This is a genomic window from Pantoea phyllosphaerae (genome assembly GCF_051025595.1).
Taxonomy (GTDB): domain Bacteria; phylum Pseudomonadota; class Gammaproteobacteria; order Enterobacterales; family Enterobacteriaceae; genus Pantoea.
Map to the genome: position 1 here is coordinate 15,569 of NZ_JBPFDE010000001.1, position 19,768 is coordinate 35,336.

Annotated in this window: 17 protein-coding genes and 1 tRNA gene; 14 read left to right on the plus strand and 4 right to left on the minus strand. The window is 60.3% G+C overall.

All coding sequences use genetic code 11. The annotated features are described in order from the left end of the window. Positions 1 to 7 precede the first annotated feature (7 nt). On the plus strand, positions 8 to 3,421 hold the full coding sequence (locus ACR6A7_RS00105) for a TipJ family phage tail tip protein (protein ID WP_434122726.1): 3,414 nt from the start codon (positions 8 to 10) through the stop codon (positions 3,419 to 3,421). A gap of 96 nt (positions 3,422 to 3,517) precedes the next feature. Here ACR6A7_RS00105 and ACR6A7_RS00110 read toward each other — a convergent pair whose 3' ends face one another. The 3 genes from ACR6A7_RS00110 to ACR6A7_RS00120 all read right to left on the minus strand — a co-directional run bounded on the left by ACR6A7_RS00110 (position 3,518) and on the right by ACR6A7_RS00120 (position 5,929). Continuing rightward, on the minus strand, positions 3,518 to 4,699 hold the full coding sequence (locus ACR6A7_RS00110; protein ID WP_434122727.1) for a tyrosine-type recombinase/integrase: 1,182 nt from the start codon (positions 4,697 to 4,699) through the stop codon (positions 3,518 to 3,520). Between the two features lie 162 nt (positions 4,700 to 4,861). Beyond that, positions 4,862 to 4,936, minus strand: a tRNA-Arg gene (locus ACR6A7_RS00115). A 75-nt stretch (positions 4,937 to 5,011) separates the two neighbouring features. Continuing rightward, the gene (locus ACR6A7_RS00120) at positions 5,012 to 5,929 is read right to left on the minus strand and encodes a formate/nitrite transporter family protein (protein WP_434122728.1); all 918 of its coding nucleotides are present in this window, start codon (positions 5,927 to 5,929) and stop codon (positions 5,012 to 5,014) included. Between the two features lie 243 nt (positions 5,930 to 6,172). On the opposite strand from ACR6A7_RS00120, the gene ccmA reads away from it, so the two are divergent. Genes ccmA through mlaA form a run of 10 tightly spaced genes read left to right on the plus strand, consistent with a single transcriptional unit; the run spans position 6,173 to position 13,927 of the window. Beyond that, a complete protein-coding gene (ccmA, locus tag ACR6A7_RS00125; protein ID WP_434122729.1) occupies positions 6,173 to 6,790 on the plus strand; it encodes a cytochrome c biogenesis heme-transporting ATPase CcmA in 618 nt (205 codons plus the stop codon). After that, complete coding sequence (gene ccmB, locus ACR6A7_RS00130; RefSeq protein WP_434122730.1) at positions 6,790 to 7,449, plus strand: heme exporter protein CcmB; 660 nt, start codon at positions 6,790 to 6,792, stop codon at positions 7,447 to 7,449. The genes ccmA and ccmB overlap by 1 nt, the downstream gene beginning before the upstream one ends. 56 nt (positions 7,450 to 7,505) lie before the next feature. Further along, positions 7,506 to 8,246: a heme ABC transporter permease gene (locus ACR6A7_RS00135; protein WP_434122731.1), complete on the plus strand. Its 741-nt coding sequence runs from the start codon at positions 7,506 to 7,508 to the stop codon at positions 8,244 to 8,246. Continuing rightward, the gene (gene ccmD / locus ACR6A7_RS00140; RefSeq protein WP_033750637.1) at positions 8,243 to 8,476 is read left to right on the plus strand and encodes a heme exporter protein CcmD; all 234 of its coding nucleotides are present in this window, start codon (positions 8,243 to 8,245) and stop codon (positions 8,474 to 8,476) included. Before ACR6A7_RS00135 ends, ccmD begins: the two co-directional genes overlap by 4 nt. Next, positions 8,473 to 8,958: a cytochrome c maturation protein CcmE gene (gene ccmE, locus ACR6A7_RS00145; RefSeq protein WP_434122733.1), complete on the plus strand. Its 486-nt coding sequence runs from the start codon at positions 8,473 to 8,475 to the stop codon at positions 8,956 to 8,958. The genes ccmD and ccmE overlap by 4 nt, the downstream gene beginning before the upstream one ends. After that, complete coding sequence (locus ACR6A7_RS00150) at positions 8,955 to 10,913, plus strand: heme lyase CcmF/NrfE family subunit (protein WP_434122734.1); 1,959 nt, start codon at positions 8,955 to 8,957, stop codon at positions 10,911 to 10,913. Before ccmE ends, ACR6A7_RS00150 begins: the two co-directional genes overlap by 4 nt. Beyond that, positions 10,910 to 11,464: a DsbE family thiol:disulfide interchange protein gene (locus ACR6A7_RS00155; protein ID WP_434122735.1), complete on the plus strand. Its 555-nt coding sequence runs from the start codon at positions 10,910 to 10,912 to the stop codon at positions 11,462 to 11,464. The genes ACR6A7_RS00150 and ACR6A7_RS00155 overlap by 4 nt, the downstream gene beginning before the upstream one ends. Beyond that, the gene (locus ACR6A7_RS00160; RefSeq protein WP_434122736.1) at positions 11,461 to 11,919 is read left to right on the plus strand and encodes a cytochrome c-type biogenesis protein; all 459 of its coding nucleotides are present in this window, start codon (positions 11,461 to 11,463) and stop codon (positions 11,917 to 11,919) included. The genes ACR6A7_RS00155 and ACR6A7_RS00160 overlap by 4 nt, the downstream gene beginning before the upstream one ends. Next, a complete protein-coding gene (gene ccmI, locus ACR6A7_RS00165; protein ID WP_434122738.1) occupies positions 11,916 to 13,127 on the plus strand; it encodes a c-type cytochrome biogenesis protein CcmI in 1,212 nt (403 codons plus the stop codon). Before ACR6A7_RS00160 ends, ccmI begins: the two co-directional genes overlap by 4 nt. A 35-nt stretch (positions 13,128 to 13,162) precedes the next feature. Then, complete coding sequence (gene mlaA, locus ACR6A7_RS00170; RefSeq protein ID WP_033791682.1) at positions 13,163 to 13,927, plus strand: phospholipid-binding lipoprotein MlaA; 765 nt, start codon at positions 13,163 to 13,165, stop codon at positions 13,925 to 13,927. 238 nt (positions 13,928 to 14,165) lie between these two features. On the opposite strand, the gene fadL is transcribed toward mlaA, so the two are convergent. After that, positions 14,166 to 15,449, minus strand: a complete 1,284-nt coding sequence (gene fadL / locus ACR6A7_RS00175; RefSeq protein ID WP_434122739.1) for a long-chain fatty acid transporter FadL — start codon at positions 15,447 to 15,449, stop codon at positions 14,166 to 14,168. 361 nt (positions 15,450 to 15,810) lie between these two features. Here fadL and ACR6A7_RS00180 point away from each other — a divergent pair, with 361 nt between their 5' ends. The 3 genes from ACR6A7_RS00180 to fadJ all read left to right on the plus strand — a co-directional run bounded on the left by ACR6A7_RS00180 (position 15,811) and on the right by fadJ (position 19,696). Then, the gene (locus tag ACR6A7_RS00180) at positions 15,811 to 16,107 is read left to right on the plus strand and encodes a YfcZ/YiiS family protein (RefSeq protein ID WP_075203216.1); all 297 of its coding nucleotides are present in this window, start codon (positions 15,811 to 15,813) and stop codon (positions 16,105 to 16,107) included. Between the two features lie 161 nt (positions 16,108 to 16,268). After that, on the plus strand, positions 16,269 to 17,579 hold the full coding sequence (fadI, locus tag ACR6A7_RS00185) for an acetyl-CoA C-acyltransferase FadI (RefSeq protein WP_434122741.1): 1,311 nt from the start codon (positions 16,269 to 16,271) through the stop codon (positions 17,577 to 17,579). After that, positions 17,579 to 19,696, plus strand: coding sequence for a fatty acid oxidation complex subunit alpha FadJ (gene fadJ / locus ACR6A7_RS00190; protein WP_434122742.1), 2,118 nt, complete (start codon positions 17,579 to 17,581; stop codon positions 19,694 to 19,696). The genes fadI and fadJ overlap by 1 nt, the downstream gene beginning before the upstream one ends. Positions 19,697 to 19,768 lie beyond the last annotated feature (72 nt).

Below are 19,768 nucleotides of genomic sequence, written 5' to 3' on the forward strand. Positions count from 1 at the left end.
GGGCATAATGGGCTTCTTCCATCACCATGATAAAACGCCGCACGACAAACCAGACAACCTTCGCTCCTCTCAGGTACTGAGCGTAATAGATGTTATCAGCGAAGGCCCCGTTGCCGGGCTCGTTGACGGTTTAAAAAGCGTGCTGATTAATGGCACGCCTGTGCTGGGGCCAGACGGTCAGGTGAACGTGCAGGGCGTCAGTATGCGCTTTCACGCAGGAACGGCGGATCAGCCACCGCTAAAGGAATTTGAGGCATCAGCCCGGGAAAAGCTGATCAATGCTGACGTGACCGCGCAATATGCCGTCACGCGCACGGTGGATGGAAAGGAAACAGACCGGCTTCGCATGACGATGGGCGTTCGCCAGCTGTTCTCGGTCAACAAAAAAGGCGAAACGCAGGATGCGTCAGTCACCCTGCAAATTCATATCCGGCATCCTGCAGGCTGGAAAATGGAAAAAGACATTACCGTGAAGGGACGTACGCACGAGCCGTTTGCGTTTTCGGTGATCCTTGAAGACCTGCCGGCTGCGCCCTTTGACGTTCGCGTAACGCGCAGTACGCCTGACAGCACGAGTAACCGGCTGTTCAATAAGACCTTCTGGTCATCATATACAGAAATCACCGATGTCCGGCAATGCTATCCCCATACTGCCGTGACGGGCCTGAAAATTGATTCAGATAAGTCAGGTAATCAGCGCGCGGATCGCAATTACCTGATGCGGGGGCGCCTGGTAAAGGTGCCGGCAAACTATGACCCCGTGACGCGCAGTTATGCCGGAGATCGCTGGAATGGGGAGTTTAAAGAGGCCTGGACGGACAACCCGGCCTGGTGCCTGTATGACCTGCTCATGCACCCACGCTATGGTCTGGGTCAGAGAATGGGTATTGCAGATGCAGACAAGTGGGCACTCTATAACATTGCCCGTTACTGTGATGAAAAGGTCAGTGATGGCTATGGTGGGCTGGAGCCCCGCATCCGCTGCAACGCGTGGCTGACGCTGCAGCGGAAAGCGTTCGATGTCATTGGTGATTTCTGCAGCATGATGCGCTGCATGCCCGTATGGAACGGCCAGCGTCTGACGTTTATTCAGGATGCGCCTTCAGATGTTGTCTGGACCTACACTAATGCCAGCGTGGCCGGGGGCCAGTTCCATTACAGCTTCAGCGCGCTGAAGGACCGCCATAACGCGGTCGAGGTGCGTTTCATCGATCCACACAATAACTGGCAGCCTTCTGTAGAGCTGGTGGAAGACCGCGAGGCCATAAAGCGATACGCGCGTAACCTGCTGAAGGTCGATGCGTTTAGCTGTACCAGCCGCGGTCAGGCACACCGGACCGGCTTATGGATCATCCAGACCGAACTGCTGGAAACCCAGACCGTCGATTTTTGCGTGGGGGCAGAAGGACTGCGCCATATCCCCGGTGATATTTTCGAAATCTGCGACAACAATTATGCCGGGACAGTGACTGGTGGCCGCATCCTTGCCGCAGAGCCTGAGAAAAAACTGCTCAGGCTTGACCGGCCCGTCACCCTTCCTGATGAGGGCCGTGCCACCCTGAATCTGATGAGTGAGGCCGGGCAACCTTTCACCGTCAACGTGACCGGCCATCCCGAACCTGACTGTGTCGAAGTAGATAACCTGCCTGAAGGCATGGTGTCGCTCAGCGTCTGGGGACTGAAACTACCCGGTCTGCGACAGAGACTGTTTCGCTGTGTGGCCATTCGTGAAAGTGAAAACGGCGGCTATGCCGTAACCGCGCTGCAGCACTGCCCGCAGAAGCAGGCGCGGGTAGACGAAGGCAGGCGCTTTTCAGAACTACCGGCCAGCGGGCACGCCATGTTACCGCCCGCTGTCCGGCATCTTCATGTCAGCGTCAGCGCTTCATCCGGCCACATTCATGCCATCGCACGGTGGGAAGTTCTGAGGACATCAGGCAGCGCACACTTTGACGTACGGGTCACACGCGGACATGACTCCTCAGAACTCCTGGTCTTCAGCAACACAACGGATCGGCCTGAATGTGCGTTCATTCTGCCAGAAACGGGGTGCTATACGCTGAGCGTCTGCTCAGTCAGCGAGGCCGGCCTGAGAAGCGAACCGGCCTGTGCAGGTATTACGGTTGCTGCGCCTGAGTCCCCCGTATCTGTCGACGTCACACCTGGCTATTTTCAGGTCACGCTGGTGCCGCATCAGGCAGTGTATGACGCCACTGTACGTTACGAATTCTGGTATTCCAGCTCCCGGCTCGCTGACGCGCAACAGGCCGAATCTCAGGCGCAGTATCTGGGAGAAGGAAGCTGCTGGATAAAAGACGGCCTCATGCCGGGCAATGTTCACTACTTCTATATCCGCAGCGTAAACGCGCTGGGCAAATCGGTTTTCACCGAACAGGCCGCCAGCGCGAGCGAAAAAGCGGAAGACTATCTGGCGTTTTATAAAGGGAAAATCAGCGACACACATCTTGGTCAGAGCTTACTGACAAAAATGAAGCAGCTGTCAGAGGGCGCAGCAAAAATCGGGAAAATTGAAAAGAGCTGGAAAGACACGGAAGGACGGCTGAATTCGCAGTGGTCGGTCAGGCTTGAGCAGATGAAAAACGGTCAGTACTGCATGGCTGGCTTTGGCATGGGGATTGAGGAAAAACCGGAGGGGATGCAGAGTCAGATCCTGATGGCCGCCGATCGCGTGGCGTTTGTGAACCCGGAAAACGGAAACACTGTGCCCGCACTGGTTATTGAACACGACCAGATCTATTTCCGTGAGGCGCTCATCAGATACCTGCGTGCAGTCAGCATTACCAGCAACGGCAATCCGCCAGTTTTTGAACTCACGCCTGATGGCAAACTGACGGCAAGGAATGCTGATATCAGCGGCAAACTTCGTGCTACATCGGGTGAGCTTGAGAACGTCACGATTAAAGATAACTGCACCATCAGAGGGGTACTGGATGCAAAACAGATAACAGGTGACATCTATAATGTTCAGTCAGACGGGGTGACCCTGCCCGGGGGCGCTTTCAGCTGGTCCGACAAAAAGGGAGAACATGTTTTGTTCCGGATTGCTGGCGAGTCATTTGCCCGTATTTTTGATACCAATCTGACGCTGCTGGCTGAGTGCCATAAAAAACGCCAGCAGTTTACACTCCTTATCCGGCACGCTTACAAAACAGGCATCCATCAGGATTGCATGCTTTCTTATGCTGACACCGGTAATGAGGGTAAATCGCCTGGCATGAATTTTAAAATAAAGGGCATTCCCCTGCCGGCGATCGGCCGTTCGCAAGTGCACGAGCTGATCGTGCTGGTGGGTAACAACGGGCGGTCTGGACGTGTCTGGTGTTATGTCCCGCCCGACGAAGTACTGAAGTTTACTGCCTACCGTGCTGGCCGCTCATTTGTTACCAGCGGGGAGATATGACAGTTCGGGCTGAGCAGGCAGGCACGTAAACCGTGCGCAGGCAGCGAGTACCCGTCAGGCGGATCCATTTCTCCGGCTGAACCTGCAGGTTTTCTATCATTCAGCAGACGTCAGCCGGCCATCCAGCCAGTCCGCCCACCACTGCATCATTTCGCGCCGGGTATCAAGATACTGCGCATGATTATAAATACCGCGCGTTCCCTTCAGGCTGGAATGGGCCAGCTGGGCTTCTATCGCATCGCTGTTCCAGTGCATTTCATTCATGACTGTGCTGAACTGGTGCCGGAATCCATGTCCGGTTGTCTGGCCTTCGTAGCCGAGCCGGCGGATGAGACCCAGAATAGCGTTTTCACTGATGGGCTTTTTCGGATCACTTCTGCCCGGGAAGCACAGGGTATGGCGTTCAGTGAGCTTCTTCGTCAGTGACATCAGCACATACACCTGATCGGACATCGGTACGACATGAACACGCCGGTTTTTCATTATCTCCGCGTCAACGGTGATGAGGCGGTTGTCAAAATCAACGTTCTCCCACTTCAGGAAGCGGATCTCTTTCGTTCTCAGGGCCGTGTAATGCAGCAAAAGGGCCGCATTTTTTACAATGACGCTGCCCGCATAGCTGTCCAGGGAACGGTGAAACGCCTGTATGCGATCCATGGTGAGAAAGGGGAAATTCTTTTTGTGGTAACTCTGCTGCGCCCCGATAAGGTCAGGGGCTGGGTTATAACGGGCACGGCCGGTTACGATCGCATAGCGGAACACTTCACCGCACCGTCTTCTGGCTTTGCTGGCCCGCTCCAGAGCGCCTCTGTCTTCGTAGCGTCGTATCACTTTCAGAAGCAGCGTAGGCTCAATCTCATCCATCCGGAGGTGACCGATGAGCGGCAGGATGTCGGTTGTGAACATGCGGTACAGCTCGTCAGCATAACCCGCTGACCACACCTGGGATTTGTGGGCATACCACTCCCTGAAGATGCCCGCAAAAGTCAGGGTGTCCGGCATGGATACCTTTTGCTTTAGCGCCTGTTTTTGCCGGGCCGGATCAACGCCGGCCAGCAGTGTCATTTTCGCTTCCGCCTGTCGTGCACGGGCTTCCGTCAGGGATATGTGCGGCCACGGACCAATAACCAGCGTTTTCTCTTTGCCGTCAAACCGGTAGCGGAGCCGCCATACCTTCTTTCCGCTGGGCGGGATGAACAGAAACAGACCGCCTGCGTCGGACAGACGATAGGACTTCTCTCTGGGTTTAGCAGCGTCGATCTGCCTGACCGTCAGCATGTGGGCATAATTCCGGGTTATTTTTGATTGTGCCCACAATATGCCCGCAAAAAAACGGTGTAGTCAATGCAGTTCGGCTCATTTGGGTTCGGGCTGAAAACGGTTAACGTTATGTTTTTAGGGGGATTTGTTCGGGTGGGTTGAGGCGGGTTCGGGTCGCCATGGTGTCCCCTGCAGGAATCGAACCTGCAACTAGCCCTTAGGAGGGGCTCGTTATATCCATTTAACTAAGGGGACCGCGGCGCGCAGTATAGCGCAAACGCGCCGCAAGAATAACCCAAAGGCGGCGCGTTTGCTCATTTCCTCAACAGCTTAGCGCTGTTTTTCCTGCTGCTTCTCTTCGCGCTGTTTCGCTTTCGCTTCGGCTTTCGCCGCCTCGCTCATATCGTTACGGATCTGTGCATGGCTGATCAACGCAAAAATCAGCGTGCCGCCGGTGATATTTCCCAGCAGCGTCGGCAGCGCGAACGGCCAGATAAACGCATACCAGCTAAGCTGTCCGGTGAAGACCAGATAGAGGATCTCCACCGAACCCACCACGATATGCGCCAGATCGCCCAATCCCACCAGCCAGGTCATCATCACGATCACAATCAGCTTGGTGGCCCCCGCCTGCGGCATCATCCAGACCATCGTGGCGATAATCCAGCCGGAAATCACCGCATTGGCGAACATCTCGCCGGGCGTGTTTTCCATTACTTTCTGGCTGATGGCGCTAAAGGCCTGGCGCGTCGCGTCATCGAAAATGGGCATCTCCGCAAAGGCGAGGGAGGCGAGGGCGGTGCCGATCAGGTTGCCGAGCAGCACCAGCCCCCACAGCCGGAGCAGCAGGCCGACATTGCCCAGCGTCGGTTTGTGCATCACCGGCAGCACCGCCGTCACCGTATTCTCGGTAAAGAGCTGCTGGCGCGCCATAATGACAATAACAAAGCCGAAGGTGTAGCCCAGGTTTTCCAGCAAAAAGGCGCCGGGCAGGCCGTCAAGATGCACCTGAAAAATTCCCTTCGCCATCAGCGAGGCGCCCATCGACAGACCAGCCGCAATGGCTGACCAGAGCAGCGCCATCCCGTCGCGCTCCAGCTCCTTTTCGCCATCCTGACGAATCTCTTCATGTATCGCCGCCGCACGCGAGGGCAGGGCGTCCTCATCTACCTCAATCTCAGTGCCTTCTTCTTTCTCTTCGCTGTCGACATCGTTTTCATCCTGGTGAACAGATGGGGAAGGTTTCATGTTTGCTCCTTGTTATTATTGCTGCGCGTAATAAGCGTAGCCTGTTTTAGCAAGGGCGAAATGTAACTATCCTTCAGATGAAGCGTAACAAAATTTTAACGCTGAGCGTTTTTTATCCATATTCACCTCAGAAGAGGCATAACCATCATGCGAGGCGGGCCGCGCCGCACGCCATGGGCTTCGGCCCACCGCAACCTTGTGCTATCATCCTGGCCACTTTTTTTCTGGCGCGACTCTTCCGGCATGCTCGAAGTCATTAATCTCTCTTGCGTTCGCGATGAACGCACGCTGTTCCACGGCCTGTCGTTTGCCGTGGCGGCGGGCGATATCGTACAGATCGAAGGGCCAAACGGCGCCGGTAAAACCTCGCTGCTGCGCCTGCTGGCGGGACTGAGCCGTCCGGAAGAGGGCGAGGTGCGCTGGCAACGCGAGCCGATACGCCAACAGCGCGAACAGTGGCATCAAAGCCTGCTTTTTCTTGGCCATCAGCCTGGCGTAAAAGGGGTACTATCGCCGCTGGAAAATCTGCGCTTTTATCATCCGAACCGCGATGCGGCGCAGATATTTGACGCGCTGGAGTGCGTTGATCTGCTGGGCTATGAAGAGGTACCGGTGGCGCAGCTCTCGGCGGGACAGCAGCGGCGCGTGGCGCTGGCGCGGCTCTGGCTCAGCGACACCGCGCTGTGGATCCTGGATGAGCCGCTGACGGCGATAGATAAAGAGGGTGTGGAGAAATTAATGAAGCGCTTTACGCAACACGCCGAACAGGGCGGCTCGGTTGTTCTCACCACCCATCAGGATCTGCCAAAAAGCGCCGCGCGCGTGCGTAAAATACGGCTTACTGGCGCGGAGCGGCTCTGATGTCGCTGCGCGTGATTCAGCGCGAGCTGCGCATCGCCTTTCGCAGCGGCGCGGAGGTGATTAACCCGCTCTGGTTCTTTCTGATCGTGATTACGCTGTTCCCGCTCGGCATCGGGCCGGAACCGCAGCAGCTGGCGCGCATCGCGCCGGGCGTCGCCTGGGTCGCCGCCTTGCTCTCATCGCTGCTGGCGCTGGAGCGCCTGTTCCGCGACGATTTTATCGACGGATCGCTGGAGCAGCTGTTGCTGCTGCCGGCACCGCTGCCGGTTACCGTGCTCGGCAAGGTAATCGCCCACTGGCTGGTGACCGGCCTGCCGCTGATCCTGCTGTCGCCGCTGGCGGCGCTGCTGCTGTCGCTCGATTTCAACAGCTGGCTGGCGATGGCGCTGACGCTGCTGCTCGGCACGCCGACCTTCAGCTTTCTCGGCGCCATCGGCGTCGCGCTGACGGTTGGGCTGCGGCGCGGCGGCGTGCTGCTGAGCCTGCTGGTGCTGCCGCTGGCGGTGCCGGTGCTGATCTTCGCCAGCGCGGCGATTGACGCGGCGGGCCAGGGACTACCCATCGGCGGTTATCTGGCGATCCTTGGCGCGATGCTGGTAGCCAGCGCGACGCTGGCGCCGTTCGCCACCGCCGCCGCGCTGCGTATCGCGCTGCACTGATCCGCACATGCGTCAGACATGTCGGGAATGATTTTTTAACCTGTGAGCAATGCAACATGTGGAAATGGTTACATCAGCTGGGAAGGCCGGAGCGGCTCTATCAGCTCTGTGGGCGGTTAATACCCTGGTTTGCCGTAGCGGGCGCGGCGACGCTGCTGCTCGGCTGGGTTTGGGGCTTTGGTTTCGCGCCGGCCGACTATCAGCAGGGCGATAGTTTCCGCATTATGTATATCCACGTTCCGGCGGCGATGTGGTCGATGGGCGTCTACGCCGCGATGGCGGTTGCCGCGTTTACCGGCCTGGTGTGGCAGATGAAGATGGCGGATCTGGTCTCTACCGCGATGGCGCCGGTCGGCGCGGTCTTTACCTTTATCGCCCTGGTCACCGGCTCCGCCTGGGGCAAGCCGATGTGGGGCACCTGGTGGATTTGGGACGCGCGCCTGACCTCGGAGCTGGTGCTGCTCTTCCTCTATATGGGCGTAATCGCGCTCTATCAGTCGTTTGACGACCGCCGCACGGCGGGACGCGCGGCCGGCATTCTTATCCTGGTCGGCGTGGTCAATCTGCCGATCATCCACTTCTCGGTGCAGTGGTGGAACACGCTGCATCAGGGCTCGTCGGGCATTCTGCAGCAGGCGATTGCGCCGAGCATGCGCACGCCGCTGCGCTGGGCGATCCTCGGCTACCTGCTGCTGTTCGTCACGCTGACGCTGATGCGCCTGCGCAACCTGATCCTCTACACCGAGCGTCACCGCCCCTGGGTGGCAAACCTTGCTAACGGAGGCCGTAAAGCATGACGCCCGCGTTCTCTTCCCTCTCCGCCTTTTTTGCCATGGGCGGCTACGCCTTTTACGTCTGGCTGGCGGTGATCTGCACCCTGGTTCCGCTTGGCGGGCTGCTGCTGCATACGCTGCTGCAGCGCCGCCGTCTGCTGGCGGAGATCCGCCAGCGCCAGTCCAGGGAGCGCCGCATCCGTTCGGCGAAAATGAAACAAGCCGCCGGTGAAGCGGCAGGAGATCCAATGTGAATACCCGTCGTCGTCAGCGCCTGTACGTTGTTGTGGCGATCCTGGTGGGGCTGGGCCTCGCCACGTCGCTGGTTATGTATGCGCTGCGTTCCAATATCGACCTCTTCTACACGCCGAGCGAAATCCTCTACGGCAAAGGCGCGGATCATCAGAAGCCGGAAGCGGGGCAGCGCCTGCGCGTCGGTGGCATGGTAATGCCGGGCAGCGTCAAGCGCGACCCGAATACGCTGGCCGTCTCCTTTAAGCTGTACGACGCCAACGGCGTGGTCAGCGTCAGCTTCGAAGGCATTCTGCCGGACCTGTTCCGCGAAGGGCAGGGAGTCGTGGCGCAGGGCGTGCTGGAAGAGGGCAACCTGGTCAACGCCAAAGAGGTGCTGGCGAAGCATGACGAGAAGTACACGCCGCCGGAAATCGAGGATGCGATGAAGAAGAATCACAAGAGCCCGCAGGCGCTGGCGGAACAGGCGAGAACCCAGTCATGATGCCGGAAGTTGGAAGTTTTCTGCTCTGCCTGGCACTGGGCATCGCGCTGCTGTTGAGCGTCTATCCGCTGTGGGGCGCAGTGCGTCAGGACGCGCGCCTGATGGGACTGGCGCGCCCGCTGGCGAGTGGGCTTTTCCTCTGCATCGCCGGGGCGTTCCTCGTGCTGGTGCACGCCTTCGTGGTCAACGACTTTACCGTCGGCTACGTGGCCGCCAACTCCAATACGCTGCTGCCGGTCTATTACCGCATCGCTGCAACCTGGGGCGCGCACGAAGGTTCGCTGCTGCTCTGGGTACTGCTGCTCAGCAGCTGGACGCTGCTGGTGGCGATATTCAGCCGCGGCATGCCGCAGGATGCGCTGGCGCGCGTGCTGGCGGTGATGGGAATGATCAACCTCGGCTTTCTGCTGTTTATTATTCTCACCTCGAATCCTTTTACCCGTACGCTGCCGGACTTCCCCATCGACGGGCGCGATCTCAATCCGATGCTGCAGGATATCGGCCTGATCTTCCATCCACCGCTGCTCTACATGGGCTACGTTGGCTTCTCGGTGGCCTTCGCCTTCGCCATCGCCTCCCTGATGGCGGGTCGGCTGGATACCGCCTGGGCGCGCTGGTCGCGGCCCTGGACCACGGCAGCCTGGGTGTTCCTGACCATCGGCATCGTGCTCGGCTCGGCGTGGGCCTATTATGAACTCGGCTGGGGCGGCTGGTGGTTCTGGGATCCGGTCGAGAACGCCTCCTTTATGCCGTGGCTGGCGGGCACCGCGCTGATGCACTCGCTGGCGGTGACGGAGAAGCGCGGCACCTTTAAAGCCTGGACGGTGCTGCTGGCGATCACCGCCTTCTCCCTCAGCCTGCTCGGCACCTTTCTGGTGCGCTCCGGCGTGCTGGTGTCGGTGCACTCCTTCGCCTCGGATCCGGCGCGCGGTATGTTTATCCTCGCCTTCCTGGTGATCGTGATCGGCAGCTCGCTGCTGCTCTACGCCATTAAGGGCGGCCAGGTGCGCAGCCGCGTGCAGAACGAAACCTGGTCGCGCGAATCTTTCCTGCTCGGCAACAGCGTGCTGCTGATCGCCGCGATGCTGGTGGTGCTGCTCGGCACGCTGCTGCCGCTGGTGCACAAGCAGCTCGGCCTGGGCAGCATCTCCGTGGGTGAGCCTTTCTTTAACACCATGTTCAGCTGGCTGATGGCGCCGTTCGCGCTGATGCTCGGCATCGGGCCGCTGGTGCGCTGGCGTCGCGACGAGCCGCAGAAGCTGTGGAAGCGCCTGGCGCTGGCGCTGGTGGTGACGCTCGCCAGCGCCATCCTGCTGCCCTGGCTGATGCAGGATCGCATCGAGGCGATGACGGTGGTAGGACTGCTGATGTCGGTCTGGATCCTGGTGCTGACGCTGATGGAGCTGCACGAGCGCGCCACGCACCGTCACGCTTTCTTCCGCGGCCTGCGCCATCTGTCGCGCAGCCACTGGGGCATGGTACTGGGCCATATCGGCGTCGGCGTCACGGTGATCGGCATCGCCTTCAGCACCCAGTACAGCGTCGAGCGCGACGTGCGCATGAAAGCGGGCGACAGCATTGATATTCACAGTTATCACTTCGTGTTCCGCGACGTGCATAACCTGCAGGGGCCGAACTACAGCGGCGGGGTCGGCATTATCGACGTCAGCCGCAACGGCAAGCCGGAAGCGGTGCTGCACGCGGAAAAACGGTTCTACACTGCGGCGCGCACCATGATGACCGAGGCGGCGATTGACGGCGGCTTCACGCGCGACCTGTACGCCGCGCTGGGCGAGGAGCTGGATAACGGCTCCTGGGCGGTGCGCATCTACTACAAACCCTTTGTGCGCTGGATCTGGTTCGGCGGCGTCTTTATGGCGGTCGGCGGCCTGCTTTGCCTGCTCGATCCGCGCTACCGCTCGCGGAAAAAAGCCGCGCGTGAGGAACGGGCATGAACAAAAAAATTCTCTTTATTCCGCTGATCCTGTTTTTGCTGCTGGCGGCGGCGCTGCTGTGGCAGCTGTCGCGCAACGCCGGCGGCGACGATCCGACCCGGCTGGAGTCGGCGCTAATCGGCAAGCCGGTGCCGCTGTTTAAGCTGGAAGCGCTCGATCGGCCTGGTAAAATCTACGACCAGAAGGTGCTCAACGACGGCAAACCAATCCTGCTGAACGTCTGGGCAACCTGGTGCCCGACCTGCCGCGCAGAGCATCAGTATCTCAACCAGCTGGCGGAGCAGGGTATTCGCGTCGTGGGTCTCAACTATAAAGACGATCGCACCAAAGCGGTGACCTGGCTTAATACGCTGGGCAACCCTTATGCGCTTAGCCTTTATGACGGCGACGGCATGCTGGGGCTGGATCTCGGCGTCTACGGCGCGCCGGAAACCTTCCTGATCGACGGCAACGGCATTATCCGCTATCGCCACGCGGGCGATCTCAACGCGCGCGTCTGGCAGCAGGAAGTGCTGCCGCTGTGGCAGAAGTACAGCAAGGAGGGCGTATGAAGCGCCTGATTATTATGCTCTGCGGAGTGCTGTTCAGCGCCAGCCTGTGGGCAGCAATCGACACTTACCAGTTCGACTCGGTGGCGCAAGAGGAGCAGTACCGCGATCTCACCGCCTCGCTGCGCTGCCCGAAATGCCAGAACAACAGCATCGCCGACTCGAATGCGATGATCGCGGCGGATATGCGCCTCAAGGTCTATGAGCTGATGAAGCAGGGCCAGAGCCGCCAGCAAATCATCGACTATATGGTGGCGCGCTACGGCAATTTCGTCACCTATGAGCCGCCGGTAACGCCGTCGACGCTGATCCTCTGGGTCGGCCCGGCGCTGTTCGCCCTGCTCGGCGGTCTGGTGATTGTTCTGCGCAGTCGCCAGCGTAAAACGCGCAGCGATCTGGACGATACCGATCAACAGCGCCTTGCGGCGATACTGAAACGCGACGGGAAGCTGAAATGAGCGCTTTGTGGATAAGCATTGTTATTCTGCTGGCGGCCGCCAGCGCCCTGTTTCTCGGCGCGGGCTGGCGTCAGCGCCAGGCGAGCGAGGCCGATCGCGATCGCCTGAATACCGACTTTTATCATCGGCGCCTGCGCGAGCTGGAAGAGGATGAGGCGCAGGGCGTTATCGGCGAGCGCGCCACTATGGTGAGCGAACTGCAGCAGACGCTGCTGACCGATATTCCGCCGCAGCACGCCGCGCCGTCGCGCGCCAGCGGCCGTCTGGTACTGCTGCCCGGCGTCGTAGCGCTGGTCGCGGTGTCGCTCGGCTTCTATCTCAAAAGCGGCGGACTGGCGCAGGTCGCTGGCTGGATGCAGGTGCAGCAGGATTATCCGGCGCTGCGCGCGCGGGTGATGGACCCGCAGGCGAAGCCGCTGACCATGGAGGAGCTGGCGCGCCTGCAGCTTGGGGTGCGCACCGCGCTGCAGTCAGAGCCTGATAACCTGAACGACTGGACCATGCTGGGCCGTCTCGGCATGGTGCTCAACAACGCCGCCAGCGCCAGCCAGGCGTTCGAGCATGCGCTGCAGCTTGCGCCCAACAACCTCTCCCTGAAGCAGGACTATGCTGAAGTCCTGACCCGCTCCAGCGATCCGCAGGATAACCGCCAGGCGGGCCTGATGCTGCGAGATATGCTGAAAGAGGAGGGCGGCAACCTGCGCACGCTCGGCCTGCTGGCGTTTAACGCCTATGAACAGCAGCAGTATGACCAGGCGATTAGCAGCTGGCAGGCTATGCTGAAACAGATCCCGGCAGACGATCGCCGCCGCGCGATGATCGAGCGCAGCATTGAACAAGCAAAAACCGACGCCGGTCAGCAGAATACGCAGCTGGCGCTGACGGTGACGCTGACGCCGGAGGCAGAAAAAATGTTACCGCCGGGCGGAGTCATGTATATTTCTGTTTCTGACGGTGTTTCACCGGTGCCCGTGGCCGTTAAGCGCTTGCCGCTGAGCCACTTTCCGTTATCGCTTACGCTGGATGACAGCAACGCCATGATGCCGGAGCGCCTGCTTTCGGCGCAGCATCAGGTGCAGGTTCGGGTGCGTATTTCCCGCGACGGCAGCGCCAGTCCGCAATCCGGCGACTGGTTTGGTCTGAGCGCGGTGACGCCCTGGGATGGTCATCAGCACATGGCTGTGGAGATTAATCAACAGCAGCCCTGAAGCGATACTTCATTAAACCGCACAGGGAGATAACAATGGCTTACCGCCTGACCAGCCTGGTTTTGGCCAGCGTCATTCTGGCTGGATGCGCCAGCTCAAAGCCGGACAGCGAGGCGCCTGCGCAGCGCAGCGATCCGCTTGAAGGCTTTAACCGCACGATGTTCAACTTTAACTACAACGTGCTGGATCCATACGTGCTGCGTCCTGTCGCGGTGGCGTGGCGCGACTACGTGCCGGTGCCGGCGCGTACGGGCTTAAGCAATTTCCTCGGCAACCTGGAAGAGCCGGCCAGCATGGTGAACTCGATTCTGGTCGGCGAGCCGCGCCAGGCAGGGATTCACTTCACCCGTTTCTTCCTGAACTCGATTCTGGGTCTGGGCGGCTTTATCGACGTGGCGGGCAAGGCGAACCCGGAGCTGGCGCGCGAAGTGCCGCACCGTTTCGGCAGCACGCTCGGCCACTACGGCGTCGGCTACGGTCCCTACGTTGAGCTGCCGGCCTACGGCAGTTTCACCATCCGCGAAGATGGCGGCGACTATGTCGATACGCTCTACCCGGTGCTGGGCTGGCTGACCTGGCCGATGTCCATCGCGAAGTGGACGCTGGAAGGGGTAGAGACGCGCGCGCAGCTGCTTGATTCTGATGCGCTGCTGAAGCAGCAGTCGGATCCCTACGCCTTTATTCGCAACGCCTATTTCCAGCGTCACGATTTCCTGGCGAACGGCGGCCGTCTGAAGCCGGAAGAGAACCCGAACGCCAGCGCGATTCAGGACGATCTTAAAGATATCGACGCGGAGTAACGGCGGAAAAAAAAGCAATGGCGACCCAGGGGGCGCCATTTTTTTTAATGCGTGCACTGAACGTGAAACGCGAGTGGCCTGGGCAGAGGAGCAAAGCGTCCCGCGCCATGGACGGCGCGGGCCGAGCTGGCAGGGATGCCGTTTTTGCGTCTTTGCGATCGGCCCAGGCCACTTGCGTCGGCTCCTTTCCTCAATAAAAATGGCGACCCAAAGGTCGCCATTTTTGCAGCCAATATCATCAGAACTTGTAGTTAAAGTTCGCGCCGTACAGCCAGGCTTTACCCACCGAGTTAAAGGTATAGGGACCTTCTTTTACCGTCACGTGCTGGCCGTGCATATAAGAGACGCCAACATCGACAGAGGCGTCGTCGTTAAAGGCGTACGAGGTGCCAGCGCTCAGCCAGAGACGATCCTGATCGGGGATTGAGATAGAGCGCTTGTCCGCCGGAACCGGACTGTCATCAAAGGCGATGCCGGTACGGAAAGTCCAGTTCTGATCGTAATAGTAGGTGGTGCCCAGCGCGATACGGTAGGCATCCTTGAAGCTCTCATCTTTATAGAACAGCGTCTGGCCGCTCGAGCCGGTCGCCTTAAGCTCCTGGAACTGGCTCCAGCTGGTGTAGGCCAGGCTATAGTGCACCGCCCACTGCGGCGCCACTTTATGCCAGCCGGAGACTTCCCACATCTCCGGCAGGTTTAGCGTCAGCGCGCCCGGAATGGTGGAGCCGCCGGTGGCGTAAGGAAGCCCTAAATTGGCCGCCTGGTTGATGCGGTTAATCGCTGTCGGCAGGCTGCTCTTATAGTCGCCGTCGAAATCGACTTTCACTTCCGAGCGATAGCTCAGACCAAAGCGGTTATTTTTATCCACCTCATAAAGTATGCCCGCGTTCCAGCCGTAGCCCCACTCGTCGCCTTTCAGATGGGCCACCTGGGTATCCGCCGGGATACGCAGCGCCGCCCCCGACTCGCCCGCGTAGCGCTCAATCTTGGCGCGCGCATAAACCGCATCGAAGCCGACGCCGAAGCTGAAGTGCTCGTTAAGACGATAGGCGGTGCTGAGGTTGAGGTTGGCGGTCATCAGATCGGTCTTGCCGCCGTAGCCGCCAGCGGTATAGCCGTCGTTGAATTCCGTCGCCAGACCGTAGTTTGAGGTGGCGGATGCGCCAATCCACCATTGATCGTTAATCGGCTGCACATAGTGAATATTTGGCACCCACTGCGTCGGCGCGATATTGCTGGCATCGAGGCTGCGGCCGGTCGGGCTATTGCCGGTAATATCGACATCGGGATCGATAAAGACCGCGCCGACAGAAAACATCGGACGATCCATCAGCGCCATGGTCGCCGGGTTGCGGCTGGCGGAGGCAGCAGTATCGCCCATCGCGCCCTCGCCGGAATAGGCGCGGCCCAGACCGGCAGAGGAGAATTCGTTAAGCTGAAATCCCGCTGCGTATACGTGTGAAGAAACAAGCGCCACTGCAGCCGCCACGGCTGACTTTGCAAACAGGTTTTTATGGCTCATGACCACAACCTCATCTGAATTATTATTAAACTGTAATTGTTACATCGCGTAACAAGGGACGGCGGATTGTAGGGACTGACCAGAAGCTGACAAATCAGACCAGTGCGGCAAGTATAGGTCTGACCTGTGTAGATGTTGCAATATTGTTTTTAAAATATTTCTGAATTGATCCGCAAAATTTCGATCCGCTTAACAAAACCGGCGGGGCAGAGCGTAGCATACCGACTCTAATTTGTTTTGGATCAAATTTTATTGTGATATTCGTCACTTAGCGCCTCTGACATAGCGCATTTCAAACCGGGGGCGTAAAATTTCGGGCGTCAATCCAGCTCGCCCACAGATTTATGTCCAGGAGAACGCAATGACCAATACCATGAATAAATGCAGCGCCAATGAAACCGCTGCCTGCTGCTGCGTGGATGTCGGCACCGTGATGGATAACAGCGACTGCACCGCCAGCTGGTCAGAATGGTTTGCGCAGCGCAGTGAGGCGGAGGCCAAACTGGCGAGCCTGACGGAAAAGGCGCGGCAGATTGAGTCGGATCCTTGTCAGATCGACGCCCGCTTTGACGAGCGCGACAACGGCGTGCAGCTGGATATCGATTTCACCTTCGCCTGCCAGGCCGAAACCCTGATTTTTCAGCTGGGCCTGCGCTAACCCTCTGAACGCCGTTGCTAAACGGCGTTTTCTATTTTCGTGTTTTCCCTCGCACTTTTTTTCTTTCCTGATTGGCGGCGCGCCCGCTTGTCGTTAACACTGTGGATCAGGTCAGACCTCTCAGGGCGATGGCGCCCGGTCAACATTCACAGGTGAAACAGATGAGCAAAGCGCAGCCGTTGCTGACGCGTGCGGGCGATCGCATCGCCATTACTCACGGACTCCGTACGCCGTTCCTGCGTCAGGCGACAGGTTTTCATGGCATTCCTGCCGTGGAACTGGGCCGGATGGTGATAAGCGAACTGATGGCGCGCAGCGAACTCCCGGTCGAGACGGTAGAGCAGCTGGTGTTCGGCCAGGTGATCCAGATGCCGGAAGCGCCCAATATCGCGCGGGAAATCGTGCTCAGCAGCGGGCTGAGCGTGCATACCGACGCCTACAGCGTCAGCCGCGCCTGCGCCACCAGCTTTCAGGCGGTCGCCAACGTGGCGGAAAGCCTGATGGCGGGCACCATCCGCGCGGGTATTGCGGGCGGCGCGGACTCCTCATCGGTATTGCCAATCGGCGTCAGCAAAACCCTGGCGCGCGCCTTGCTCGATCTCAGCAAAGCGCGCAGCCTGGGGCAGAAAGCGCAGATTCTGCGTCGCCTGCGGCCGCGCGATCTGCTGCCGGTGCCGCCCGCCGTCGCCGAGTACTCTACCGGCCTGCGCATGGGCGATACGGCGGAACAGATGGCAAAAACGCACGGCATAAGCCGCGCGGCGCAGGATGCGCTGGCGCTGCGGTCGCACCAGCACGCCGCTCGCGCCTGGCAATCCGGCGTGCTGCAGCAGGAGGTGATGCCCGCCTTCGCGCCGCCGTGGAAAGCGCCCATTGAGCAGGACAACAACGTGCGCATGGCGGCAAAAATCGAAGACTATGCGCGGCTGCGGCCGGCGTTTGACCGCCAGCACGGCAGCGTCACGGCGGCCAACAGCACGCCGCTTACCGACGGCGCGGCGGCGGTGGTGTTGATGAGCGAAGGGCGCGCGCGAGAGCTGGGCATTGCGCCGCTGGGCTATCTGCGCAGCTACGCCTTTACCGCCATCGATGTGCAGCAGGACATGCTGCTCGGTCCCGCCTACGCCTCGCCGCTGGCGCTGGATCGCGCAGGCGTCGCGCTGAGCGACCTGACGCTGATCGATATGCACGAAGCCTTCGCCGCCCAGACGCTCTGCAACCTGCAGCGCTTCGACGACGAACATTTCGCGCGGGAAAAACTGAATCGCCCGCAGGCGCTGGGCGAGGTCGACGAGGCGCGCTTCAACGTGCTCGGCGGCTCCATCGCCTACGGCCATCCTTTCGCCGCCACCGGCGCGCGCATGATTACTCAAACGCTGCATGAGCTGCGGCGTCGCGGCGGCGGGCTGGCGCTGGTCACCGCCTGCGCGGCAGGCGGCTTAGGCGCGGCCATGGTTCTGGAGGCGGAATAATGGAGCAGAACGCTTTCTCTTTACAGATGCGGCCGGATCACGTCGGCGTCATCGTCATTGACGTGCCGGGTGAAAAGATGAATACGCTGCGGGCCGCCTTTGCGCAGCAGCTGACGGCGGTGATCGACGAGGCGCGGCGCGATACGCAGCTGGCTGGCCTGGTGCTGATCTCCGGCAAGCCTGACAATTTTATCGCCGGTGCTGATATCAGCATGATCGCCGACTGCCGCAGCGCCGAGCAGGCGGAGTCGCTGGCGCGACAGGGTCAGGAAGCGATGGCGGCGATTGCGGCGCTGCCGTTTCCGGTTGTGGCGGCGATCCACGGCGCCTGCCTGGGCGGCGGGCTGGAGCTGGCGCTCGCCTGCGATGCGCGCATCTGTACCCTGGACGATAAAACCCGGCTCGGTCTGCCGGAGGTCCAGCTGGGGCTGCTGCCGGGATCGGGCGGCACTCAGCGCCTGCCGCGACTTATCGGGCTGCGACAGGCGCTGCCGCTGATCCTGACCGGCAAAACCCTGCGGGCGAAGCAGGCGCGCAGGATGGGGCTGGTGGATGACGCGGTGCCGCAGGCGATCCTGCTGGACACCGCGGTAGCGCGCGTGCTGAAGGGCAGACATGCCGCGCGCGCGCTGCCGCTGCGCGATCGCGTCGTGCAGGCGCCGCTGGCGCGCCACGCGCTCTTTGCGCTGGCGCAGCGCGAAACCGCGCGCAAAACGCACGGCAACTATCCGGCCGCGCAGCGCATTATCGATGTGGTGCGTATCGGCATTGAGCAGGGCAGCGAGGCGGGGCATCGGGCAGAGGCGCGCGCCTTTGGCGAACTGGCGATGACGCCGCAATCCGCCGCGCTGCGCAGCCTGTTCTTCGCCAGCACGGCGATGAAAAAAGAGACCGGCGCCGACGCTGAGCCGCGCACGCTGCGGCAGATCGGCATCCTGGGCGGCGGGCTGATGGGCGGCGGCATCGCCAGCGTCACGGCGATCAACGCCGGGCTGCCGGTGCGCATCAAGGATATCCACCTGCAGGGCGTTAACCATGCGCTGAAGGCGAGCTGGGAAGGTCTGAGCAAAAAGGTCAAACGACGCCATCTCAGCGCGGCGCAGCGCCAGCAGCAGATGGCGCGCATCACCGGCGGCACCGATTATCAGGGCTTTGCCCAACGCGACCTGGTGATTGAAGCCGTGTTCGAAGATCTGCCGCTCAAACAGCAGATGGTGCGCGAAGTGGAAAGCCACTGTGCGCCGCACACCATCTTCGCCTCCAATACCTCATCGTTACCGATCGCGGATATCGCCGCGCAGGCGCAGCGGCCGGACAACGTTATCGGCCTGCACTACTTCAGTCCGGTGGAAAAGATGCCGCTGGTAGAGGTGATCCCGCACGCGGGCACCTCACAGCAGACGCTGGCCACCACCGTGGCGCTGGCGAAAAAGCAGGGCAAAACGCCCATTGTTGTGGCGGACCGCGCCGGCTTCTATGTGAATCGCATTCTCGCGCCCTATATAAATGAGGCGATGCGCTGCCTGCTGGAGGGCGAACCGGTGGAGCATATCGATCGCGCGCTGGTTCGGGCGGGCTTTCCCGTCGGCCCACTGCAGCTGCTGGACGAGGTGGGCATCGACGTCGGCAGCAAGATCACCCCGGTGCTGCAGCAGGCATACGGCGATCGCTTCGCCGCGCCCGCCGCGTTTGAGGCGGTACTGAAGGACGATCGCAAAGGGCGTAAAAATGGCAAAGGCTTCTACCTTTATGGCGGCGGGCGACGCGGTGGCAAAAAGCCCGATCCGGCGATCTACCCGCTGCTCGGCGTGCAGCCTGCGGCAAAGCTGAGCGAAGCGCATATCGCCGAGCGCTGCATGATGATGATGCTGAACGAGGCGGCGCGCTGTCTTGACGAAGGGGTGATTCGCAGCGCGCGCGACGGCGATATCGGCGCGGTGTTTGGCATCGGTTTTCCGCCGTTTCTCGGCGGCCCGTTCCGCTATATGGACCAGCGCGGCGCGGCGGATATTGCGCAAACATTACGCGCCTTAATGCGCCAGTATGGCGAGCGTTTTGCCCCGTGCGAGGCGCTGCTGGCGGCGGAGCAGCAGGAGAAGAAATTTTACATTTCCTGACCGAATGGAATATCTGCACCGATTCAGCGGGTTAGAAATGCGCCGTCAGGGCAGGCGGCGCGGCACGATTCT